Origin of the sequence: Type-D symbiont of Plautia stali, from assembly GCF_001485335.1 — a bacterium.
Lineage (GTDB): Bacteria > Pseudomonadota > Gammaproteobacteria > Enterobacterales > Enterobacteriaceae > Pantoea > Pantoea vagans_C.
Window position 1 is genome coordinate 1 of sequence record NZ_BBOC01000010.1, and the last position, 18,293, is coordinate 18,293.

The following is an 18,293-nucleotide window of genomic DNA, read 5'->3' on the forward strand; positions in this document are numbered from 1 at the left end:
CATCCATAAACACCACCTGATTAGCCACCTCACGGGCAAAGCCCATTTCGTGCGTGACCACCAGCATGGTAGTGCCCTCTTTTGCCAGCTGACGCATCACCGCCAGCACTTCACCGACCATTTCCGGATCCAGCGCTGACGTTGGCTCGTCGAACAGCATCAGTTTCGGTTTCATTGCCAGTGCACGGGCAATCGCCACCCGCTGCTGCTGCCCACCGGATAACGATTGCGGATAGTCATGCGCCTTGTGCGCCAACCCAACCCGATCCAGCAGTGCCATGGCCTCTTCACTGGCTTCACGTTTCGGACGCAGCAAAACACGGCAGGGTCCTTCGATGATGTTCTCCAGCGCGGTTTTGTGCGGGAACAAGTTGAAGCGCTGGAACACCATGCCGGTTTGCAGGCGCTGACGTGCAATCTGCTTGTCGCTCAGTGCATGTAACTTGTTGCCGGCAATGCGATAACCCGCCAGTTCGTTGTCAACCCAGATTCCGCCTTGATCGACCTTCTCCAACTGATTGATGCAGCGTAAAAAGGTGCTCTTACCCGATCCCGATGGGCCGAGGATGCACATCACCTCGCCGTAATTGACCTCAAGGCTGACATCCTTCAAGGCGTGGAACTGGTCGAAATATTTGTTCACCTTGACGGCGCGCACGATGTTTCTCATGTCTCACTCCCAATTACTGACGCTGGCGATGGCCGCGTGAGAAGTAGCGTTCCAACTGGCTCTGACCAAATGACAGCACGGTCACCACAATCAGGTACCAGATGCCCGCCACGAACAGCAGTTCCATCACGCGCGCATTGGCGAAGTAGATGGTTTGCGTGTTGTAGAGCAGTTCCGAGTACTGGATCATGCTCGCCAGACTGGTGGTCTTGATCATGCTGATGAATTCGTTACCCACGGGCGGCAGTATCACGCGCATCGCCTGTGGCAAAATAATGCGCTGCAGCGCTTGCAGACGTGGCATCCCGATGGCTTTTGCGGCTTCGTATTGCCCGGTATCCACCGACAGCAAACCGGCACGCACCACTTCCGAGGTGTAAGCCCCTTGGTTGATACTCAGGCCCAGCAACGCCGCCAGAAAGGGCGTCATGATGGTGACGGTTTGCACGCTGAACACGCCGGGAATGCTGATAGTGGGAAACACCAGCGCGAGGTTGAACCACAGCAGAAGTTGCAGAATCAGCGGCGTGCCGCGGAAGATCCAGGCGTAGCCCACCGCGATGTAGTGCAGCACCGGGTTCGGCGACATATACATGATCGAGGTGATCACCCCGAACAACACGCCCAGCCCCATTGCCAGCACGGACATGATCAAGGTGTTAACCACACCGTTGAGGATGGCCTGCGCGGTAAAGAACTGGCCAACAAACGACCATTCGATATTGCCGTGTGCGAAGGCATTCACCAGCAACCCTAGCAAGATCAGGATGACGACGGAGGCGGTGATACGGCCGTAGTAACGACGCGGCACCACCTGATAGCGGTCAAGATCGTAGTGCATCTGCTCGCGACTGTTATTCAGGCTGGGTTCTACCGGGGTGGATTGCGACATAGATGACTCCTCAGGCACGCGGGCCAGCGTAATCTTCGGTCCAGCGCTGCTGGTCCTGCATCAGGGTTTGCAGGCGGGCCAGTTGCTCGCGCACACGTGCTGGAGCGGTGCCGCCGTAGCCACTGCGGGCCGCCAGCGCTGCTTCTAACGTCAATGCACTGCGCACATCCGGCGTTAAACGCGCATCCACCGCCTGCAACTGCGTATCACTCAGATCGGACAAGCCACAATTTTCCTGCTCGCACAGCTGTACCAGTTGACCGGTGATTTCATGCGCTTCACGGAACGGCACGCCGCGCATCGCCAGCCAGTCGGCCACTTCGGTCGCCAGCGTGAAGCCATCGGGTGCCTGATCGCGCATCACATCGGTGTTGAATTTCAACGTCGACATCATGCCCGCCATCGCTGGCAGTACCAGCAGCAGCGTGTCTACGGCATCAATCACGTTGCGCTTGTCATCACTGAGATCGCGGTTGTAGGAGAGTGGCATGGCTTTCATGGTGGTGAGCAGCGCCATCAGGTTGCCGACCAAACGGCCTGAGCGACCACGTGTCAGCTCAGCAATATCGGGGTTTTTCTTCTGCGGCATGATTGAGCTACCGGTGGCGTAGCTGTCGTGCAACTCGACCCAGCGGAACTGGCGAGAGGCCCACATGCACACCTCTTCGCACAGACGCGACAGGTTGATGCCGATCATGCTGGTGACAAACAGGAATTCTGCGGCGTAATCGCGGCTGGCGACGGCATCAATCGAGTTCTCACAAGGTGCCAGGTAAGCGAGGTCGGCAGCTGCCTGTTCTGGCTGGCGCGCAATTGCCGATCCCGCCATCGCTGCGGCACCCAATGGGCAGCGTGCGCTACGGCGATCCCAGTCCTGCATACGTTCGATATCACGAGAGAACGATTGCGCATGCGCCAGCAGTTGATGGCCGAAGACAATAGGCTGGGCTTGCTGTAAATGGGTGAAGCCCGGTGCGACGCTCTCGGTGTGTTGCGCGGCTTGCTCAACCAGCGATTGTTGCAATGCCAGTAGCGCCGTGACCACCTTGCGACCGTTATCGCGCAGGTAGAGGCGTAAATCGTTAACGGTTTGATCGTTGCGTGAACGGCCAGCACGCAGTTTACCGCCCAGTGGCCCTAAACGCTCGGTTAGCGCGCGTTCGATAAAGGTATGCACGTCTTCATCCGCCGCGATGGGATGCAGATTTCCCGCACGGTAATCCGCATCCAGCGCGTCTATCGCCGTCAGCATGGTGCTCAGTTCGTCGGTGCTCAGCAGATCACCGCGTGCCAGTTCACGTGCATGTGCCCGGCAGCCCGCCAGATCGTAAGGTGCCAAGGCAAAGTAATAATCCGGGCTACGTGAGAGCGCGGTTAAACTGGCCGCTGGTGCCGCTTTAAAACGCGCGCCCCATAACAGTTCGGCATTATCAGACATGCTATTTCCCCTTACAGATAATCTTCAGCGATATGAAAAAGATATGGATATCTCAGCAGCGATAATAAAAACTTATTTCATTGCCAAGCTGGTAAATACGTCATATTTCAGGTTCACTGTACTTTCACCGCAATTATTCCGGAGTTGAATAGCAAAGATGGAAAGTAAAGTTTCCCAGTCAGGAAACAATGTGAATAATCGCGGCGATAATGCGGTTCTGGCACTGAGTAATATCGACTTAAAATTACTGCGGGTATTTAAGTGCGTGGTGGAAGCCGGTGGATTAACTGCAGCCAGTCACGAATTGAATATTGGTCTGGCGGCGATCAGCAAACAAGTTTCCGATCTGGAGATTCGCCTCGGCATGACGTTGTGCAGCCGTGGGCGCGAAGGTTTTGAGCTGACGCAGTACGGTATCAACGTCTATCAGGCCACGCTTGAACTGTTTGTCTCGCTGAATCTGTTCCGTGAGCGCCTGCACAACAGCCGTAATGAGTTGCTGGGTGATATCGCCATTTGTGTGGTGGATAACACGATCACCGACCCGCAATCGCCGGTCACCGATGCGGTGCAGCAACTGCACCAGAATGCACCAAAAGTACAGATTCGATTACAGACCGCGCAATTAGATGATATTGAGCGCGGTATCAGTGAAGGGCGTTTTCATTGCGGCATCGCCCCTGTTTATGAAATGAAAAATGATTTTGATTACTTCCCACTTTATAAAGAATATTCAAAATTATATTGCTCCATGTCACATCCTTTATATTCTGGCTCTTGTGATAAAAAAGTATCAGTGGAAACATTACGTGAGCAGAAGATTATTAATCATTTATATGTCACCCCGCGTGATGACCGCCGCATCATTCCGTTGCAGGACAGCGGTGCTCAGGCCGTGCAGGTTGAATCTGTCGCGATGCTGATTTTAACCGGTCACTTTATTGGTTATTTGCCGGAGCATTATGCCGCGCCCTTTATTGCACGCGGTCAGCTCTGTGAGTTGGGTGATGAATCAGTGCGGCGTGAAAATCCCTTCTGCCTGCTGATTAAGAAAGGCCGGAAAATTAATCCGATTATCCGGCTGTTTATGCAGGCATTGGGGCTGGGTGAGGCAGCTGGCGCGCACTGAGATGGTGCAGATCACTGCGGTCTGACCCTCTCAACCCGTTATTTGACCCACTTATACATCACCGTCGTTGCATCCAGAGCCCCTTCGGTCGACTCCGCATAATAGGGAATCGATCCCGCGATTTGCCATGCCATCGATAAATAGAGATCGGTTGCCACGTCGCCGCTGCGCGTATCCAGTACCAGCAGCGTTTTACCCTGCCCTGTGGCCAACTGCTCGGCGTGCTGCATCAAGCGACGGGCAATCCCCTGGCGCCGGGCATCAGGGTGCACCAGCAGTTTGCTGATCTCCGCGCGGTGGCGTCCATTCGGCATCGCACTGAATCCCACCATCACCGTTGCCACGATCACGCCCTGCTGCCAGGCCACCAGCAGTTGATTATCGCCGCTGGCCAGGCTGAAGATCTTATCCTGCCAAAAGCGCTCCATCGCACCACGATCGGCTGCATCAATAAATCCCACGCTGGCGCCGTCTGCCACGCACCCTTGCAACACATCGGTTAACGCCGCCAACAGAGGTTGGGCTTGCGTCGCGCTTAATTGTTCGATCTCAATCATGGCTTACACACCACCAAAAGGTAACGCGCGCCCCCTTCAGGATGCGCTTCAAAGGAGGATTTCCCCGTGAGATGGAAGCGCAGGCAGTCACCCGCCTGTAAAGTCCAACGCTGTTCATCCATGGTGAACGTCAACTCGCCAGATTGCAGCCAGATGTGTTGTTCCAGTCCCTGCACCGGGGGCGCGTTGTACTCAATACGCGCACCGGGCTGTAGCACGCACTCCACCACTTCGGCTTTGAACTGGCTGGCAGGTGGCGACACGCTGCGACGCTGATAGCCGCTGGCTTCATCGTGCCAGACCGTCTGGTCGCTGGCTTTCAACAGCAGCGCCGACTCTTCTTCCACTTCACTCAGCAAACGCGACATGGTTAAGCCGTAAGCCACACACAGTCGGTTAAGCAAAGCGGCTGTCGGGCTGGTTTCGGCGCGTTCAATGCGCGACAATGAGGCACGACTGATGCCTGTCGCCATTGCCAACTCGTCTAACGACCAGCCACGTTGTACCCGCAACTCGGCCAGTCGGGCGGCCAGTCGGTCTTCCGTATTTAACACAGACATCGTCACCTCTCATTTATGGGAATTAAATCTCACACTTGAGATAAGACCTGAAATCGTGCACTGGGTCAAGTTGTACAGGAACAAAAGAGTTGTACAACCCAAGCGTGACGGTTAAGGTGTTGTAATGCAGGTCAGAATTTTTGAGGACGCTATGGCCTTATACAGTATCGGTGATGTTGCCGAGCGCTGTGGAATCAACCCGGTAACACTGCGCGCCTGGCAGCGCCGTTACGGTTTACTTAAACCCCAGCGCACCGAAGGCGGACATCGTCAGTTTGATGACGAAGATGTTCAGCGTATTGAAGAGATCAAACGCTGGATAGAGAGTGGTGTGCCTGTCGGTAAGGTCAAAGCCTTACTGGAAGGCGAAACCGTGAATGCGCATGATGGCTGGAGCGCGCTGCAGGAAGAGTTAATGGGCGTGCTGCGACATGTTCGCCCCGCCAAATTACGCACCAAAATCGCCACGATTGGCCGCGAACATCCAGTGGATGCGTTGATCGATCACATTTTTGTGCCTGTGCGTCAACGCCTTGGTCTCGACCAAAACACCGCGCGCACCATGTGCAGCCTGTTGGATGGTGCGTTGATAGATTACGTGACCTTTTGCCTGGCCAGTGGACGGAAAAAAGCCGGCAAAGATGCGTTAATGATTGGCTGGGGTGTCGAAGATCGCACACGCATCTGGCTGGAAGCCTGGCGCTTATCGCAACAGGGTTGGCGCATGGATGTGTTAGCCGAACCGCTGGATATGCCACGCCCTGAGCTTTTTCCCGGCCAAAATCTGTTTATCTGGACAGGTAAAAAGCCGACGCGCCGTCAGTTAGAGCAGTTTGAACACTGGCAGGCGCAAGGATTTTCCATCCACATCCACGATCCCGCTTAACGAAAAATCGCACACTCGGCCTTTGCCTCGCCGGGTGTGCGCGCTATCATGCCGCACTCCATGACTTTACTCAGGTTTCCATTATGAACTGGAATAAAATTTTCATCGGCACCCTGTTTGCCGTGATGGCCATTGGCGGCATGGGCGGCATGATGTTGGTTGGTTACAGCCTTATCCTTCCCAGCCACTGAGTGTTCTCTGCACGCGCTCTAATACGCGATCGCAGATTAACGCCAGTAACGCCACCAGCACGGCCCCCTGAATGACATAGGCGGTGTTAAAGCCGCTGAGTCCGATGATCACCGGCGAGCCTAAACTCTCCGCGCCCACGGTAGACGCAATGGTCGCCGTGCCGATGTTGATCATCACCGAAGTACGCACTCCGGCCATGATCACCGGAGCCGCCAGCGCCAGTTCAATCTGCCACAGACGTTGCCAGGGCCCCATGCCCAGCCCGATAGCGATTTCGCGATTGCTGGCCGGCACGCTGTCTAATCCCGCTAACGTGCCCTGCAGAATGGGTAGCAGTCCGTAAAGGAACAGTGCCATGATCGCGGGCGTCGCGCCAAAACCCATCACCGGCACCGCAATCGCCAACACCGCCACCGGTGGAAAGGTTTGCCCGGCTGCTGCTAACGTCTCCAGTAGCGGACGAAAAGCCCGTCCGGCGCGACGCGTGGCAAATACCGCACAGCCGACCCCGACCACCAGCGCCAGCATGCTGCCACTCAACACCAATGAAAGATGTGCCAACGCCAACTGCCAAAAACTCTCCTGCTGATACAGCGGCCGATCCAGTTGCGGGAACCAGTGGGCGAACAGCGGTCCACTGTGCGGTAATCCCCACAGCAGCAGCAAAAACGCGGCCAGCAACCAGTAGAGTGGATCGCGCAACAGACGCATTACCCCGCCTCCCGCTGGCGTAGCAGATCGCTGAAATGCAGCACACCAAGCGGCTGCTGATGTTGATCCACCACCGGCAACTTATCTGTGCGTCGGGCGATAAATTGCGACAACGCTTCACGCAGCGTGAGTGCCGCAGCAATCGGTTCGCCCTCCAGCCACTCTCCTCGCCGAGCCGCACTGCCTGCGCGTCCCAACGCGAGCAATCGCACGCCCAACTCACTGCGGCCAAAGAAGGCACGCGCGAAATCATTGGCCGGCTGCGTCAACAGTTCGATGGGTTTGCCCTGCTGAACAATCTCTCCACCGTCCATCAGCACCAACCGATCGGCCAGCGTGAGGGCTTCATCAATGTCATGCGTCACCAGCACCACGGTTCGCCCCGAGAGCTTCTGAATACGCAGCATCTCCTGCTGCAGTGCCTGACGATTCACCGGGTCGAGTGCACCAAAGGGTTCATCCATCAATAACAGTTCCGGATCGGCGGCCAGCGCACGCGCTACCCCGACTCGCTGTTGCTGTCCGCCAGAGAGTTGATGCGGAAACCGTGATGCCAGATGCGCGTCCAGATTCAACAATGCCAGCAACTCCTCCACGCGCTGATTAATTTTCGCCTGCGGCCAGCCCAGTAAAGCGGGCACGGTGGCGATATTTTTCGCCACATTCCAGTGAGGGAACAGCCCAATAGACTGGATGGCATAACCGATACGGCGGCGTAAGGCGCGCGCATCCATACGCTCAATGGCTTCCCCGTTGAACCGGATCTCACCGCTGTCATGTTCCACCAGCCGGTTAATCATCTTCAGGGTGGTGGATTTGCCCGAGCCGGACGTGCCAATTAATACGGTAAAACTGCCTTTCTCAATATGCAGCGTCAGATCTCGCACCGCCGTTTTGCCAGCAAACACTTTGCTGACCTGGTGAAATTCAATCATGTGACCTCTCCAACAGTGCCGACAGTAAACGCAATGCGGCATCAAACATCACCGCCAGCGCCACCACCGGAATCACGCCCAGCAAGACCAAATCCAGTGCGCTACTCAGTAATCCCTGAAACAGAATCGCGCCAAATCCTCCGGCACCAATCAGCGCTGCCACCACCGCCAGCCCCACGGTTTGCACCACCACCACGCGCAAACCCGATAGCCACACCGGCAGCGCCAGCGGCAGTTCTGCATGCCAGAATTGTTGCAGCGCACTCATCCCCATACCGCGCGCGGTTTCACGCACCTCTTGTGGCACTTGCTGTAATCCGGCCACCACGCTGCGCACCAACGGCAATAGCGCATAGAGCACCAAAGCGATCAGCGCCGGGGCGGTGCCAATTCCGCTGATACCCCAGCTCGCCAGCACCGGGAAGGCAGAAGCCAAACCGGCTAACGGCGCGATCAGCAGACCAAAAAGTGCAACAGAAGGAATGGTTTGAATCAGGTTTAACACGCTGAAGGCGGCACTTTGCCAGTGTGGCCGTCGGGCAATCACCAACCCTAGCGGTACACCAAGCATTAATGTCGGCAGTAGCGTGCCACCCAACAGCAGCAGATGCTGGCTAAAGGCCGCATCAAACACCGACTTACGGTTGGCGTACTCTTTTAACAGAGATAAGTGATCGAGGTGCCCGCTGAGCAACAATACCAGCGGCACCAGCCAGATTTGCAGATTCAGCAGAATGCGCCAGGGCGTGCTGGCAGCCAGTTGGCGGATGACCTCAGCCGCCAGGAGTAACGCCAGCGCGGCGGCACACCATAAACCACTGCCCAACGCGGTACGCGCCAGCGGACTGCCGCCATTCGCCAGGGCGCTCGCGGCATGCCCGGCGATACCCACCAACAACGCCAGCATGACTTCAGCTGCCAGCATGGCCACAAGCAGAGGGTAACGATGCGGCTGGCACCACAATCCCAGCCATAGCACCAGCAACGGCAGCAGCAACCACCAGGATTGCGCTACCTGCCACAGCATCAGCGGCTGCCCCGAGACCAGACGATTCGCCGCAAAGCTCAGCAACGGCAGTGCAAACAGGGCGAGCGTGATCAGCAGTGTAAGCACCAGCAGCACCGGCTGCTGGCGCGGTCTAAGCAACAGAGGCGGCACTGCTTACAGCAACTTATTCTGCTGCAACCACTGCTGCGCGACCTGGCCGGCATCCTGACCTTCAACCGCAATCTGCGCGTTTAATTGTTGCAAGGTCTTCTCATCCAGCTTGCTAAACACCGGCTGCAGCCAGTTGGCGATATCTGGATACTGTTGTAGCACGCTGGCGCGAATCACCGGCGTCGGTGCATAGATCGGTTGCACACCTTTAGGATCGTTCAGGGTTTGCAGACCCAGCGCCGCCACCGGACCATCGGTGCCATACGCCATCGCCGCATTGACGCCCGACGTTTGCTGCGCCGCCGCTTTGATGGTCACCGCGGTATCCCCGCCCGCCAGCGACAATAGCTGCGATTGATCCAGCTTGAAGTTATAGGCTTTTTCAAAGGCGGGCAGTGCGTCACTGCGTTCGATAAATTCCGCGGACGCGGCCAGCTTGAAAGTGCCGCCTTTTTTCAGGTAAGCACTGAGGTCGTCGAGGGAGTGAAGATTGTTTTTCTGCGCCACATCGCCACGCACCGCAATCGTCCAGGTGTTGTTGGCTGGGGCGGGTGTCAGCCAGACCAGATGGTTTTTATCGGCATCGAGCTTTTTCACTTTCTCGTAGCCCTGTTGTGCATTCTTCCAGGCGGCGTCTTTCTCATCGTTGAAGAAAAATGCGCCGTTACCGGTGTATTCCGGATAGATATCCAGTTCACCCGCCGTAATCGCGCCGCGCACCACTTGGGTAGTGCCGAGCTGGATTTTGTTGACGGTTTTCACTCCGTGTTTGTCCAGAACCTGCAGGATAATGTTCCCCAGCAGCGAACCTTCGGTATCGATTTTCGATCCCACCTTGACCGGATCAGCAGCGTTAGCCGCGCCCACACTCATCGCTAACGCGATCATCCCCAATAAACCCTGCTTAATCATGCCGCTTTCCTCTGCTTATGTTTCGCTGTGTGACTATCAAGCGTAGCCTGGCGAAACCAGATGGGGGTGGTCAAGCCGCGCAGTTCGAGCTTTTTCTGCTATGAATTGCGCATTGTTTATAACCGTAACGAAGGACTTATAACCAAATGGAATTTTTAAAGCGTTGACTGGGGATTATTCTCATAGGCCCACTCTTTACAATAAAATACATAACATCATGTCCGACTTAGCTTCTCCGGCGCACGTCGCGCTGGCAGGGAATACGCCATCAGGCGAAACAAAATGGATTCGCAGCGCGGCTGACGTGTCGAATCTTGTCAATAACAGCAATGAATCGCGCAGTAACGCGCGCATTGTGGTCGCTATCGCGCTGGGCGGCGTGTTTCTTGATGCGTACGACCTCGGCGCACTGGCCTTTGGCATCAAAGACGTCACGCGCGAATTTAATCTCACCCCCACCGGCACCGGTATGGTGGCCTCGGCCATCACTTTCGGCGCGATTGTCGGCGCCCTGATCGGCGGTTATCTCACGGATAAAATCGGCCGCTACCGCGTCTTTATGGCGGATATGTTCTTCTTCGTGGTCGCTGCGCTGGCCTGCGCCTTTGCGCCGAACGAATATGTGTTAGGCGGTGCGCGCTTCGTGATGGGGTTGGGGGTCGGCATTGATTTGCCGGTGGCGATGGCGTTTCTGGCGGAGTTTTCCAAACTGCGCGGACAGGGCAATAAGGCGGCCAGTGTGGCGATGTGGTGCCCCACCTGGTATGCGGCAATCAGTATTTCCTATCTGCTGGTGTTACTGCTGTATGCGGTGCTGCCGGAGAGTCACACCGACTGGCTGTGGCGTTTGATTCTTGGTTTTGGCGCGGTTCCCGCGTTGTTGATCATCGCGATTCGCAGCCGTTATATGAGTGAATCTCCGGTCTGGGCGGCGAATCAGGGCAACCTGCAGGGGGCAGCACAGATCCTGCAACGCTCCTACAACATCAACGCGCAGGTGGCGGATGATGCCGATTTAACCCAGGCCAAACCGGTACGCAAGGCCAGCTGGCGCAACTATGGCGCGCTGCTTCAGGGTGTCTATCGACGCCGGACGATTTTAGCCACGGTGACCTCTATTGCTTCATCGTTCGCCTATAACGCGGTGGCGTTTGGCCTGCCGGTGATCATTTCGAGTTTCTTCGCCCAATCGATGCTGACCACCATTCTGGTGTCGCTGGCGCTCAACCTGCTGTTTGCGTTTGTCGGCGGATTGCTGGCCGTGCGTCTGGTGCCGCGTCTCGGTGCCTGGAAGATGTCAGTGGCGGGATATAGCTGCCAGTGTATTGCACTGCTCGGACTGGCTTTGATTGGCCGTCCTGAAGGCGGTGAACAGGCCGCCGTTGCCATCGCCATGCTGGCGCTGTTCCTGTTTGGTCAGGGATTTGGGCCGGGCTCGCACACCATGACGTTCGCTTCACTGAGCTATCCGGCTTCACTGCGTGGCGTCGGCGTTGGCTTTAACCAGACGCTGATGCGCGGCAGTTCCACCGTGTCGCTGTTTGTTTTCCCGCTACTGGTCGCCGCATTTGGCACTGGGGTATTTTGGGTGATCTTCCTTGCTCCGTTGATCGGATTGCTGGCTCTGCTGGCGATTCGCTGGGAACCCTCAGGCTACGATGTCGATGCGGAAGACTTTAGCTAGAATGACGACGCCCCATGCATGGGGCGTTTTTTTATGCAGTCAGGCGGAAGTCGCCAAGGGTATTGGGGATGCGTGGGAAGGTGTGCAGGAACCAAGGCGTAAACTGCTCAGGATCATCCTGCATTTCCTGCTGAATCTGCGCAATCGAGCGATAGCACCAGGCATCCGCTTCTTCCGGATTGAGTTGCGGCTCAACATCGCTGATGGCGAAGAACACATGACCGTATTCGTGCTCGGTTAAACCATTGCTGAGCGGCAGGTTGTAGCTCAATTCGAATACAGGGGTCAGCGCTAACTGCATACCCATCTCTTCACGCAAGCGACGTTCTGCGGCATCGCGCGTCGACTCCTGTGGGTAAGGATGACCACAACAGGTGTTGCTCCACAAGCCACCACAGTGATATTTGCCGTTTGCACGGCGCTGCAGCAGCAGTTCATGGCGCGAATTGAACACGTAGACCGTCACCGCACGATGCAGTAATCCTTTCTCATGTACTTCCAGCTTTTCCATCTTGCCGGTGGGACGATCGAGGTGGTCGACGAGAATAACTTCAATGGCGGGCATGACAACTCCTTCGGAAAATTCTCAGCTATTGTACACAACCTCTGAGCCTGAATCTGAGGAAATCGCGCACATTCCGTGCGCTGGCGCGATGAAGATAAGCTTAGCAGCCATAAGGCAAATAGCGGAAAATTTGCAACGATGCGCCAGGTGTGCGCACAGGATCGTTGTAGGGTCACCATTTATGGCTTAATGCTCGTCAGTTAAGAACTCAGGCTGCTTATTGATAAGTGGCCTGTCTTTTCAGTGCGGGCTCTGCCGCCACTACTGCCCCCTCTGGGCCGTCCTCGCGCCGCTAAAGCGGTACCTTCGACTTCCACGTCGTGCCGGACGGACCGTTCGCGGATGACCATCCATGGTCGGCCGCGAACTGCCCCACGCCTCCCCGCGTGGGGCTCCTGGCACAACGTAAAAGTCTCAGCGCTGCGGATAACCCAGAGGGGGCAGCAGAGGCGTCATAGCCTCAGACAATGTGCCCTTTTTAACAAGTCGCACTGAAGCTAATGAGCCGGCTGGGGTCGCATCGGGGCAGGCATCCGCAGCGCTGAACGGCGTGAGTATGCCAGGAGAGCCCGCAGGACGCGGGCGAAAGGTGGCGCTGGAACATGGATGTTCCATCGGCACCGGTCCGTAAGGCAGACGAATGAAGTGAAGGTACCGCGTAGCGGCGTGAGGACCGCCTGCCCCGGTGCGACCCCAGACGGCGTTATCGTCTGTCGCTTAACTGACAAGCACTACGCCATTTATGGCGACCCAAAAGCGCTTGATTAAGCAGCATGATGCCCTGCTTTATGTCCCTACTCTTTTAATTTAACGCTCTGAATGATCACCGGCTCACTGGTTGTTTTCTTATGCCCCGCCCCCCACACCTCGTCATAGGAATATCCGGTGAGGTCTTTAATCACCACGCGGGTTTCTGCATCGCAGTGCGCGGGGGCGCCGCCCAACTTGCGGCGCGCCACTTCTTTGATCAACAACTTGTGGCTACGCTGGGTCAACTTGAACTTAAAGGTCAGCCAGAAACTCACCGCCAGCAATGCGCTGGTGACGAACACCATTAGCCCGACAATCGCATGAATGGCACTCTCAGGTTGTGCGCCATTGCCCTTCACGAATCCGCTCTCTTGCAGCACGATGCCGATCATAAAGATGGCGATGGCAACCGAGCTTTTACGCGTCAGCACCATCACGCCCGCGAAAATGCCTTCGCGTCGTTTGCAGGTCACCATCTCATCGATATCCGGTATAAAGCTGTAAATATTCCACGGGATGTAAAACAGCCCTGCACGCACAATCCCGAGGAAGAGAAATAGCGTGCTGAACAGCAGCGTCGGTATCTGCCACTGCCACAAATAGACAGCAAACAGCAGAACGAAGATGGCGGTGATACTGAGATAGCAGATCCTCAGCGCATTAGAAGGCGTCATGTTATATCGCCCTAGCAACATCATAAAAATAAAGGTGCCGGGGATAGACATAAACATCATATTACTCAGTAGCAGTGAGGCTAATGAAGCATCCTGCTTGAGACCGTAAATCACGAAATAGGTAAAGACCGCCAAAAAGGCGTCCATCGCGGTAAATGAGCAGATATAGATCAGCAAATGCTGGCGAAACGCTTTGATTTTGAATGACGACGCCAAATCCACAAACAGAAATTTAAGGTGCGAACCCAAACTGCCACTTCGTGCGGATCGTTGCGCGACATCCTCCTCCGGTTGAATATCCTTTGCCTCCCAGGTGGTCAGCCAGGTAATAAACACGGCGATGCAATAAATTACCGAGAAAATCACCCCGGTCAGGGTAAAGGTGATGGCATTGTCTTTACCGGTGTAGGACATGATCACCCCCGGCACAGAAACCGCGAGGAAACTGCCAAGCGCGGAGAACATCAGGCGAACACCGGAAAGACGGGTACGCTCACTGAAGCGATTGGTCATCTCGGATGACAGGGTTTCCCACGGCACCAGTATCATCGCTGAGAGCAATTCAATCGTAAGATAGGTGCCCAGATAATACCAGTAGCCCATATCCGTCACCCAGAGTGCGCCATACAGCAGCATTAACGGTGAGGAGATCAAAATAAAGAAGCGGCGGCGACCAAATTTACGCCCCAGCCAGGTATTGCCGAAATTATCGGTGATATAACCCATAATCGGACTTAATATCGCGTCGATCACGCGGGCAATAGCAAATATCGAACCGGCTTCAAATACCGATAATCCGCAGTAGGTGGTATAGAAAAACAGCAGCCAGGTACCAATCACCGCAAAGGCACCGCCGCCAAATAAGTCAGTTAATCCGTAGCCTATTGCTACACCATAACCGACGCGACGTTCTGTAGGTTTAACCATCGATCCGATTCCTGTTCTGGTAGGGGTGTAATAACGGCAAGGTGCAATGCCCTGCCGCTGTTGTTATCAACAGAATTGGAAATCAACGTAAAAAGGGAGGCGTTATCCCGCGTTGGCTAACATCTGCGCCTTAACGCACAACTCCGCGGCTTTAAACGCATGCTGCTGGGTCATGGCGTGTTCGGTGCGATGAATGCAGTCTTTAATCAGTTGCCCGAAGAAGGGAAAACCCACTTCGCCTGACACGGCATAGCGGAATTCCCCCTCTTTATTCACCAGGTACACCACATCCTGCTCGCCACGTGTCAGGTCGGTATATTTACGAATCTCGATATAACCGTCGGTGCCGAGCAGCGTCATACGACCATCGCCCCAGGTGGATAAGCCGTCTGGCGTGAACCAGTCGCAGCGGAAATAGCCGGTCGCGCCGTTCTCTCCGGCCAGCATGGCATCACCAAAGTCTTCAAATTGCGGATGTTGCGGATGGCGGAAATTGCGCACCTGGCTGGCCACGACGGTGGCATCACTGTTGCCGGTGTAATAGAGGAATTGTTCAATCTGATGACTTCCGATATCGCACAGAATGCCGCCGAAATAACGACGTTGATAGAACCAGTCTGGCCGTCCAGTGCCTTCACGGTGTGGGCCGGTGCCCAGTGTTTGTACCACCTGACCGATAGCCCCGCTTTCCACCAGCTGTCCGGCGAACACCGCGCTCTCAACGTGTAAACGTTCGCTGTAATAAACCGCATACTTGCGCCCGGTTTTGGCGCACATCGCTTTCGCATCTTCCAGCTGTTCAAGACTGGTGAGCGGCGCTTTGTCGGTAAAGTAATCTTTGCCTGCCGCCATCACCTTCAGCCCCAGTGCACAGCGTTGTGACGGGATCGCCGCCCCCGCCACCAGCTGAACCTGCGGGTCCGCCAGCAGCGTTTCCAGCGAGTCTGCCACCTGCACCTGCGGATATTGCTGCACAAACTTATCCACTTTGGCGGGATCGGGATCAAACACCCATTTCAGCGTGGCGCCGGCTTCGGTTAAACCATTGCACATGCCGTAAATGTGGCCGTGATCGAGCCCTGCCGCTGCGATCACGAATTCCCCCGGCTGCACCACCGGCTGCGGTTTGCCTTGCGGCGCGTAGTTCATGCCATCCTGCTTATTCATGGTTGTGTCCTCACGCAAAGTTTTTGCCCAGTGGGATATCATCGACGTCGGCAAAATTGTCCACCGAAGCCTGTTTTTCATAGAAGTGCGGCGCATGGGCGATCAGCCCGCCGGTGCGATAGAAGGCGTCATCCTTCGGGATTGGCAAGGAGACAGTGCTTTTGGTGATAGCCGATTTATAAATGGCGGTGATCAGCTCCAGCGATCGCTTACCCTGCTCGCCATCAATCAGCGGTGCCCGTTGTTGTTCGATGGCGGAGAAGAAGTCATCCACCTGTCCTGCATGTAACGTCCATTTCAGCGGTGGCGTATCCGCATGGAAACGTTCTAGCTCACTCTCCAGCGCCTGGTTGTTCTCTTTCTCAGGGAAACCGTTCTCAGCCGCCTGCATAGCCACCGCTTTCCACGGAGCAGAGAGTCGCGCTTTTTCACCCTGCAGCACGATTTTCTGATCTTCACCGTGATGCACAACCGAAGCGGTGAGTTGTGCCAGGGTGCCGTTGGGATAACGGAAAATAGCCGCGCTGAGATCCTCAACTTCGGCATTGTCGTGCGCCACGTTGCCGATCATGGCGACCACTTCACTCGGCGCGCCGAGCATCCACTGCATAGCATCGATATGGTGTACCGCATGGTTGAGGGTGCAGCCGCCGCTCTCTTTTTCCCAGGTACCGCGCCACCACAAGTCATAGTAGGCGTGACCACGCCACCAAAAGGAGTCCACTTGTGCATGACAAATTTTGCCCGCCAGCCCGGAATCCACGGCCGCCTTCAGCCGCCAGAAAGCGTCAGTGAAGCGGTTCTGTGCCACCACCGACAATATTTTCCCGCTGGCTTTTTGCGCGGCGATCATTGCATCGCACTCCTCCAGCGAGGCCGCCATCGGTTTTTCACACAGCACATGTTTCCCGGCCTGCAGCGCCGCAATCGTGTTCTCCGCATGGACGTAGGGCGGCGTGCAGACATCCACCACGTCAATGTCAGCCCCTTCAGCCAACATCTCCTGGTGATCGCGATAAACACGCACATCGTGCAGGCCGTAACGCTGCAATTTCTCGCGCGCTTTTTCCGGATACACATCCGCTACCGCGACAATTTTGCCGCGCTCAGGAAACTGCAAAAATGCCTGGATATGTGAATTGGCAATATTGCCCATGCCCACTATCGCAATTTTTAACATCGTGATTCTCCGCCTGTGACCGCTATTGAGGTGTCTGCGAGGAACATAAAAAAGCACGGCGGAGGGGACAAACTGTTTTTGTGAGAATGCTCGCAGAGCGGTGCGGATGTTTGTGAACCAAATGTAAAACAGTATTAATATCAGTCCACTGCGTCTGCAAAAATTTGCAAAAATTGATTGGGATGGGGATCACATTATGGCTGGCAAGCTCAAAATGGACGAAATTTCAGCAATAACCGGCTACTCGGTTAGCACCGTTTCGCGCGTATTGAGCGGGAAATCCTACACCAGCGATAAGGCACGTGATGCCATCGTAAATTGCGCACGTCGGCTCGGCGTCTTACACGAAATGATGAGTGGCCGGCTGCTGATCAATGGCATTGTGGTGTTTGCGCCCGCCCGCACCTTTACCCCGCGCGGGGACCACTTCTATCTCGAAGTGACACGCGGCATCGCCGAGGCCTGTGCATCACACGATGTGCATATCAGCTACTGTCCGCTGGAGGAGCAACGCGCCGATGTGAAGCTGTTTCTGGAGAAAGCCGGCGCAAAAAATATCAGCGCCATCATCATTATCGGCACCGACGATCAAGCCATTTTCAGCCTCGCGGCATCGCTGGATAAGCCCTGTGTATTGATCAACTCGCGGGATAAAGATATGAGGCTGGATGCGGTCTCTCCCGATCATCGCGCAATTGGTTTTAGCGCTATGCAGCATCTGTTTGAACAGGGCCATCGTCGCGTATTGACCGTGACCTGTCTGCGCCGTGAGACACTGTTTCTGCGGCTGGAAGGAATCAAAGACGCCTATCGCCACTTTCATATGCCGTTTAATTCGCAGCATGATTTGATCGTGATTGAGGCTTACTCATCCCAAGACACCGAAGCTGCCTTACATCGATGGTTGGATGCGCATCCTCGTGAACAGTGGCCAGATGTGATTCTGCCCGGCGGTAAAGGGATCATTACTGGCGTACAAAAGGCATTGCTGTCACGCGGTTTACGCGTGCCCGAGGATATGTCGCTGATGACCACCGATCTGGCGAGCCGCCTGGAGGGATCACCTGAAATGCCGATTACGGGATTCGCCGTGCCCTGCCGCGAATTGGGTTATGAGGCGATACAGTTGATCCAGAACCGCCTCAATCGCCCGCAGTCATCAATCTACAATTTGCTGTTGCAGGGGAAATTGGTGGATCGCGGCACCGTCGCCAATGCCACACGCCATGCGGCGCGTGAAGAGATTCGGAACGCGTTTACGTGATATTGGCACGGGGCGATGATTAACATCGCCCCGCCCCCCCT

18 protein-coding genes are annotated in these 18,293 nt (G+C 55.7%); 5 read left to right on the top strand and 13 right to left on the bottom strand.

What is annotated here, in order from left to right:
* The 3 genes from PSSD_RS04990 to argH form a co-directional block, all read right to left on the bottom strand.
* The coding region (locus PSSD_RS04990; RefSeq protein WP_058969862.1) for an amino acid ABC transporter ATP-binding protein at nt 1-670 on the bottom strand (670 nt) is incomplete at its 3' end.
* Between the two features lie 13 nt (nt 671-683).
* On the bottom strand, nt 684-1,562 hold the full coding sequence (locus PSSD_RS04995; protein ID WP_058969784.1) for an amino acid ABC transporter permease: 879 nt from the start codon (nt 1,560-1,562) through the stop codon (nt 684-686).
* Between the two features lie 10 nt (nt 1,563-1,572).
* The gene (gene argH, locus PSSD_RS05000) at nt 1,573-3,000 is read right to left on the bottom strand and encodes an argininosuccinate lyase (RefSeq protein ID WP_058969787.1); all 1,428 of its coding nucleotides are present in this window, start codon (nt 2,998-3,000) and stop codon (nt 1,573-1,575) included.
* 157 nt (nt 3,001-3,157) lie between these two features.
* Here argH and PSSD_RS05005 point away from each other — a divergent pair, with 157 nt between their 5' ends.
* The gene (locus tag PSSD_RS05005; protein ID WP_058969789.1) at nt 3,158-4,129 is read left to right on the top strand and encodes a LysR family transcriptional regulator; all 972 of its coding nucleotides are present in this window, start codon (nt 3,158-3,160) and stop codon (nt 4,127-4,129) included.
* 38 nt (nt 4,130-4,167) lie between these two features.
* Here PSSD_RS05005 and PSSD_RS05010 read toward each other — a convergent pair whose 3' ends face one another.
* Both PSSD_RS05010 and PSSD_RS05015 read right to left on the bottom strand, forming a co-directional pair.
* Entirely contained in the window at nt 4,168-4,686 is a 519-nt protein-coding gene (locus PSSD_RS05010; RefSeq protein WP_039329637.1) for a GNAT family N-acetyltransferase, read from the bottom strand.
* Nucleotides 4,683-5,246: a helix-turn-helix domain-containing protein gene (locus tag PSSD_RS05015; protein WP_058969791.1), complete on the bottom strand. Its 564-nt coding sequence runs from the start codon at nt 5,244-5,246 to the stop codon at nt 4,683-4,685. The genes PSSD_RS05010 and PSSD_RS05015 overlap by 4 nt, the downstream gene beginning before the upstream one ends.
* Before the next feature lie 151 nt (nt 5,247-5,397).
* Between PSSD_RS05015 and PSSD_RS05020 the strand changes: the two genes are divergently transcribed.
* Both PSSD_RS05020 and PSSD_RS28560 read left to right on the top strand, forming a co-directional pair.
* On the top strand, nt 5,398-6,132 hold the full coding sequence (locus PSSD_RS05020; protein ID WP_039329653.1) for a MerR family transcriptional regulator: 735 nt from the start codon (nt 5,398-5,400) through the stop codon (nt 6,130-6,132).
* Nucleotides 6,133-6,215: 83 nt separating this feature from the next.
* Nucleotides 6,216-6,323: a YohO family small membrane protein gene (locus tag PSSD_RS28560; protein WP_231568843.1), complete on the top strand. Its 108-nt coding sequence runs from the start codon at nt 6,216-6,218 to the stop codon at nt 6,321-6,323.
* Here PSSD_RS28560 and PSSD_RS05025 read toward each other — a convergent pair.
* From PSSD_RS05025 to osmF, 4 genes are read right to left on the bottom strand one after another with little or no spacing between them, the layout of a single operon-like run.
* Nucleotides 6,304-7,035: an ABC transporter permease gene (locus PSSD_RS05025; protein WP_039329640.1), complete on the bottom strand. Its 732-nt coding sequence runs from the start codon at nt 7,033-7,035 to the stop codon at nt 6,304-6,306. The two genes, PSSD_RS28560 and PSSD_RS05025, sit on opposite strands and share 20 nt — an antisense overlap.
* On the bottom strand, nt 7,035-7,970 hold the full coding sequence (locus PSSD_RS05030; RefSeq protein ID WP_058969792.1) for an ABC transporter ATP-binding protein: 936 nt from the start codon (nt 7,968-7,970) through the stop codon (nt 7,035-7,037). Before PSSD_RS05030 ends, PSSD_RS05025 begins: the two co-directional genes overlap by 1 nt.
* Nucleotides 7,963-9,129 carry an ABC transporter permease gene (locus PSSD_RS05035; RefSeq protein WP_058969794.1) on the bottom strand — a complete coding sequence of 389 codons (1,167 nt, stop codon included), beginning with the start codon at nt 9,127-9,129 and terminating at the stop codon, nt 7,963-7,965. Before PSSD_RS05035 ends, PSSD_RS05030 begins: the two co-directional genes overlap by 8 nt.
* A 3-nt stretch (nt 9,130-9,132) precedes the next feature.
* Nucleotides 9,133-10,041, bottom strand: coding sequence for a glycine betaine ABC transporter substrate-binding protein OsmF (gene osmF, locus PSSD_RS05040; protein ID WP_039329646.1), 909 nt, complete (start codon nt 10,039-10,041; stop codon nt 9,133-9,135).
* Nucleotides 10,042-10,258: 217 nt separating this feature from the next.
* Between osmF and PSSD_RS05045 the strand changes: the two genes are divergently transcribed.
* Nucleotides 10,259-11,725, top strand: a complete 1,467-nt coding sequence (locus PSSD_RS05045; protein WP_058969796.1) for an MFS transporter — start codon at nt 10,259-10,261, stop codon at nt 11,723-11,725.
* A gap of 31 nt (nt 11,726-11,756) precedes the next feature.
* On the opposite strand, the gene idi is transcribed toward PSSD_RS05045, so the two are convergent.
* From idi to PSSD_RS05065, 4 genes are all read right to left on the bottom strand, one after another.
* Nucleotides 11,757-12,290: an isopentenyl-diphosphate Delta-isomerase gene (gene idi / locus PSSD_RS05050; protein WP_039329650.1), complete on the bottom strand. Its 534-nt coding sequence runs from the start codon at nt 12,288-12,290 to the stop codon at nt 11,757-11,759.
* Nucleotides 12,291-13,084: 794 nt separating this feature from the next.
* Entirely contained in the window at nt 13,085-14,641 is a 1,557-nt protein-coding gene (locus PSSD_RS05055; RefSeq protein WP_058969798.1) for an MFS transporter, read from the bottom strand.
* A gap of 102 nt (nt 14,642-14,743) precedes the next feature.
* Nucleotides 14,744-15,808 (bottom strand): Gfo/Idh/MocA family protein, encoded by a 1,065-nt coding sequence (locus PSSD_RS05060; RefSeq protein ID WP_058969799.1) that lies wholly within the window; start codon nt 15,806-15,808, stop codon nt 14,744-14,746.
* A gap of 10 nt (nt 15,809-15,818) precedes the next feature.
* Nucleotides 15,819-16,988 carry a Gfo/Idh/MocA family protein gene (locus PSSD_RS05065; RefSeq protein WP_058969801.1) on the bottom strand — a complete coding sequence of 390 codons (1,170 nt, stop codon included), beginning with the start codon at nt 16,986-16,988 and terminating at the stop codon, nt 15,819-15,821.
* A gap of 196 nt (nt 16,989-17,184) precedes the next feature.
* Here PSSD_RS05065 and PSSD_RS05070 point away from each other — a divergent pair, with 196 nt between their 5' ends.
* Complete coding sequence (locus tag PSSD_RS05070; protein WP_039331043.1) at nt 17,185-18,252, top strand: LacI family DNA-binding transcriptional regulator; 1,068 nt, start codon at nt 17,185-17,187, stop codon at nt 18,250-18,252.
* Nucleotides 18,253-18,293: the final 41 nt, after the last annotated feature.

Coding starts and splice junctions, on each gene's coding strand:
- PSSD_RS04995 (WP_058969784.1), bottom strand. CDS start 1,562: ATGTCGCAATCCACCCCGGTAGAACCCAGCCTGAATAACAGTCGCGAG.
- argH (WP_058969787.1), bottom strand. CDS start 3,000: ATGTCTGATAATGCCGAACTGTTATGGGGCGCGCGTTTTAAAGCGGCA.
- PSSD_RS05005 (WP_058969789.1), top strand. CDS start 3,158: ATGGAAAGTAAAGTTTCCCAGTCAGGAAACAATGTGAATAATCGCGGC.
- PSSD_RS05010 (WP_039329637.1), bottom strand. CDS start 4,686: ATGATTGAGATCGAACAATTAAGCGCGACGCAAGCCCAACCTCTGTTG.
- PSSD_RS05015 (WP_058969791.1), bottom strand. CDS start 5,246: ATGTCTGTGTTAAATACGGAAGACCGACTGGCCGCCCGACTGGCCGAG.
- PSSD_RS05020 (WP_039329653.1), top strand. CDS start 5,398: ATGGCCTTATACAGTATCGGTGATGTTGCCGAGCGCTGTGGAATCAAC.
- PSSD_RS28560 (WP_231568843.1), top strand. CDS start 6,216: ATGAACTGGAATAAAATTTTCATCGGCACCCTGTTTGCCGTGATGGCC.
- PSSD_RS05025 (WP_039329640.1), bottom strand. CDS start 7,035: ATGCGTCTGTTGCGCGATCCACTCTACTGGTTGCTGGCCGCGTTTTTG.
- PSSD_RS05030 (WP_058969792.1), bottom strand. CDS start 7,970: ATGATTGAATTTCACCAGGTCAGCAAAGTGTTTGCTGGCAAAACGGCG.
- osmF (WP_039329646.1), bottom strand. CDS start 10,041: ATGATTAAGCAGGGTTTATTGGGGATGATCGCGTTAGCGATGAGTGTG.
- PSSD_RS05045 (WP_058969796.1), top strand. CDS start 10,259: ATGTCCGACTTAGCTTCTCCGGCGCACGTCGCGCTGGCAGGGAATACG.
- idi (WP_039329650.1), bottom strand. CDS start 12,290: ATGCCCGCCATTGAAGTTATTCTCGTCGACCACCTCGATCGTCCCACC.
- PSSD_RS05055 (WP_058969798.1), bottom strand. CDS start 14,641: ATGGTTAAACCTACAGAACGTCGCGTCGGTTATGGTGTAGCAATAGGC.
- PSSD_RS05060 (WP_058969799.1), bottom strand. CDS start 15,808: ATGAATAAGCAGGATGGCATGAACTACGCGCCGCAAGGCAAACCGCAG.
- PSSD_RS05065 (WP_058969801.1), bottom strand. CDS start 16,988: ATGTTAAAAATTGCGATAGTGGGCATGGGCAATATTGCCAATTCACAT.
- PSSD_RS05070 (WP_039331043.1), top strand. CDS start 17,185: ATGGCTGGCAAGCTCAAAATGGACGAAATTTCAGCAATAACCGGCTAC.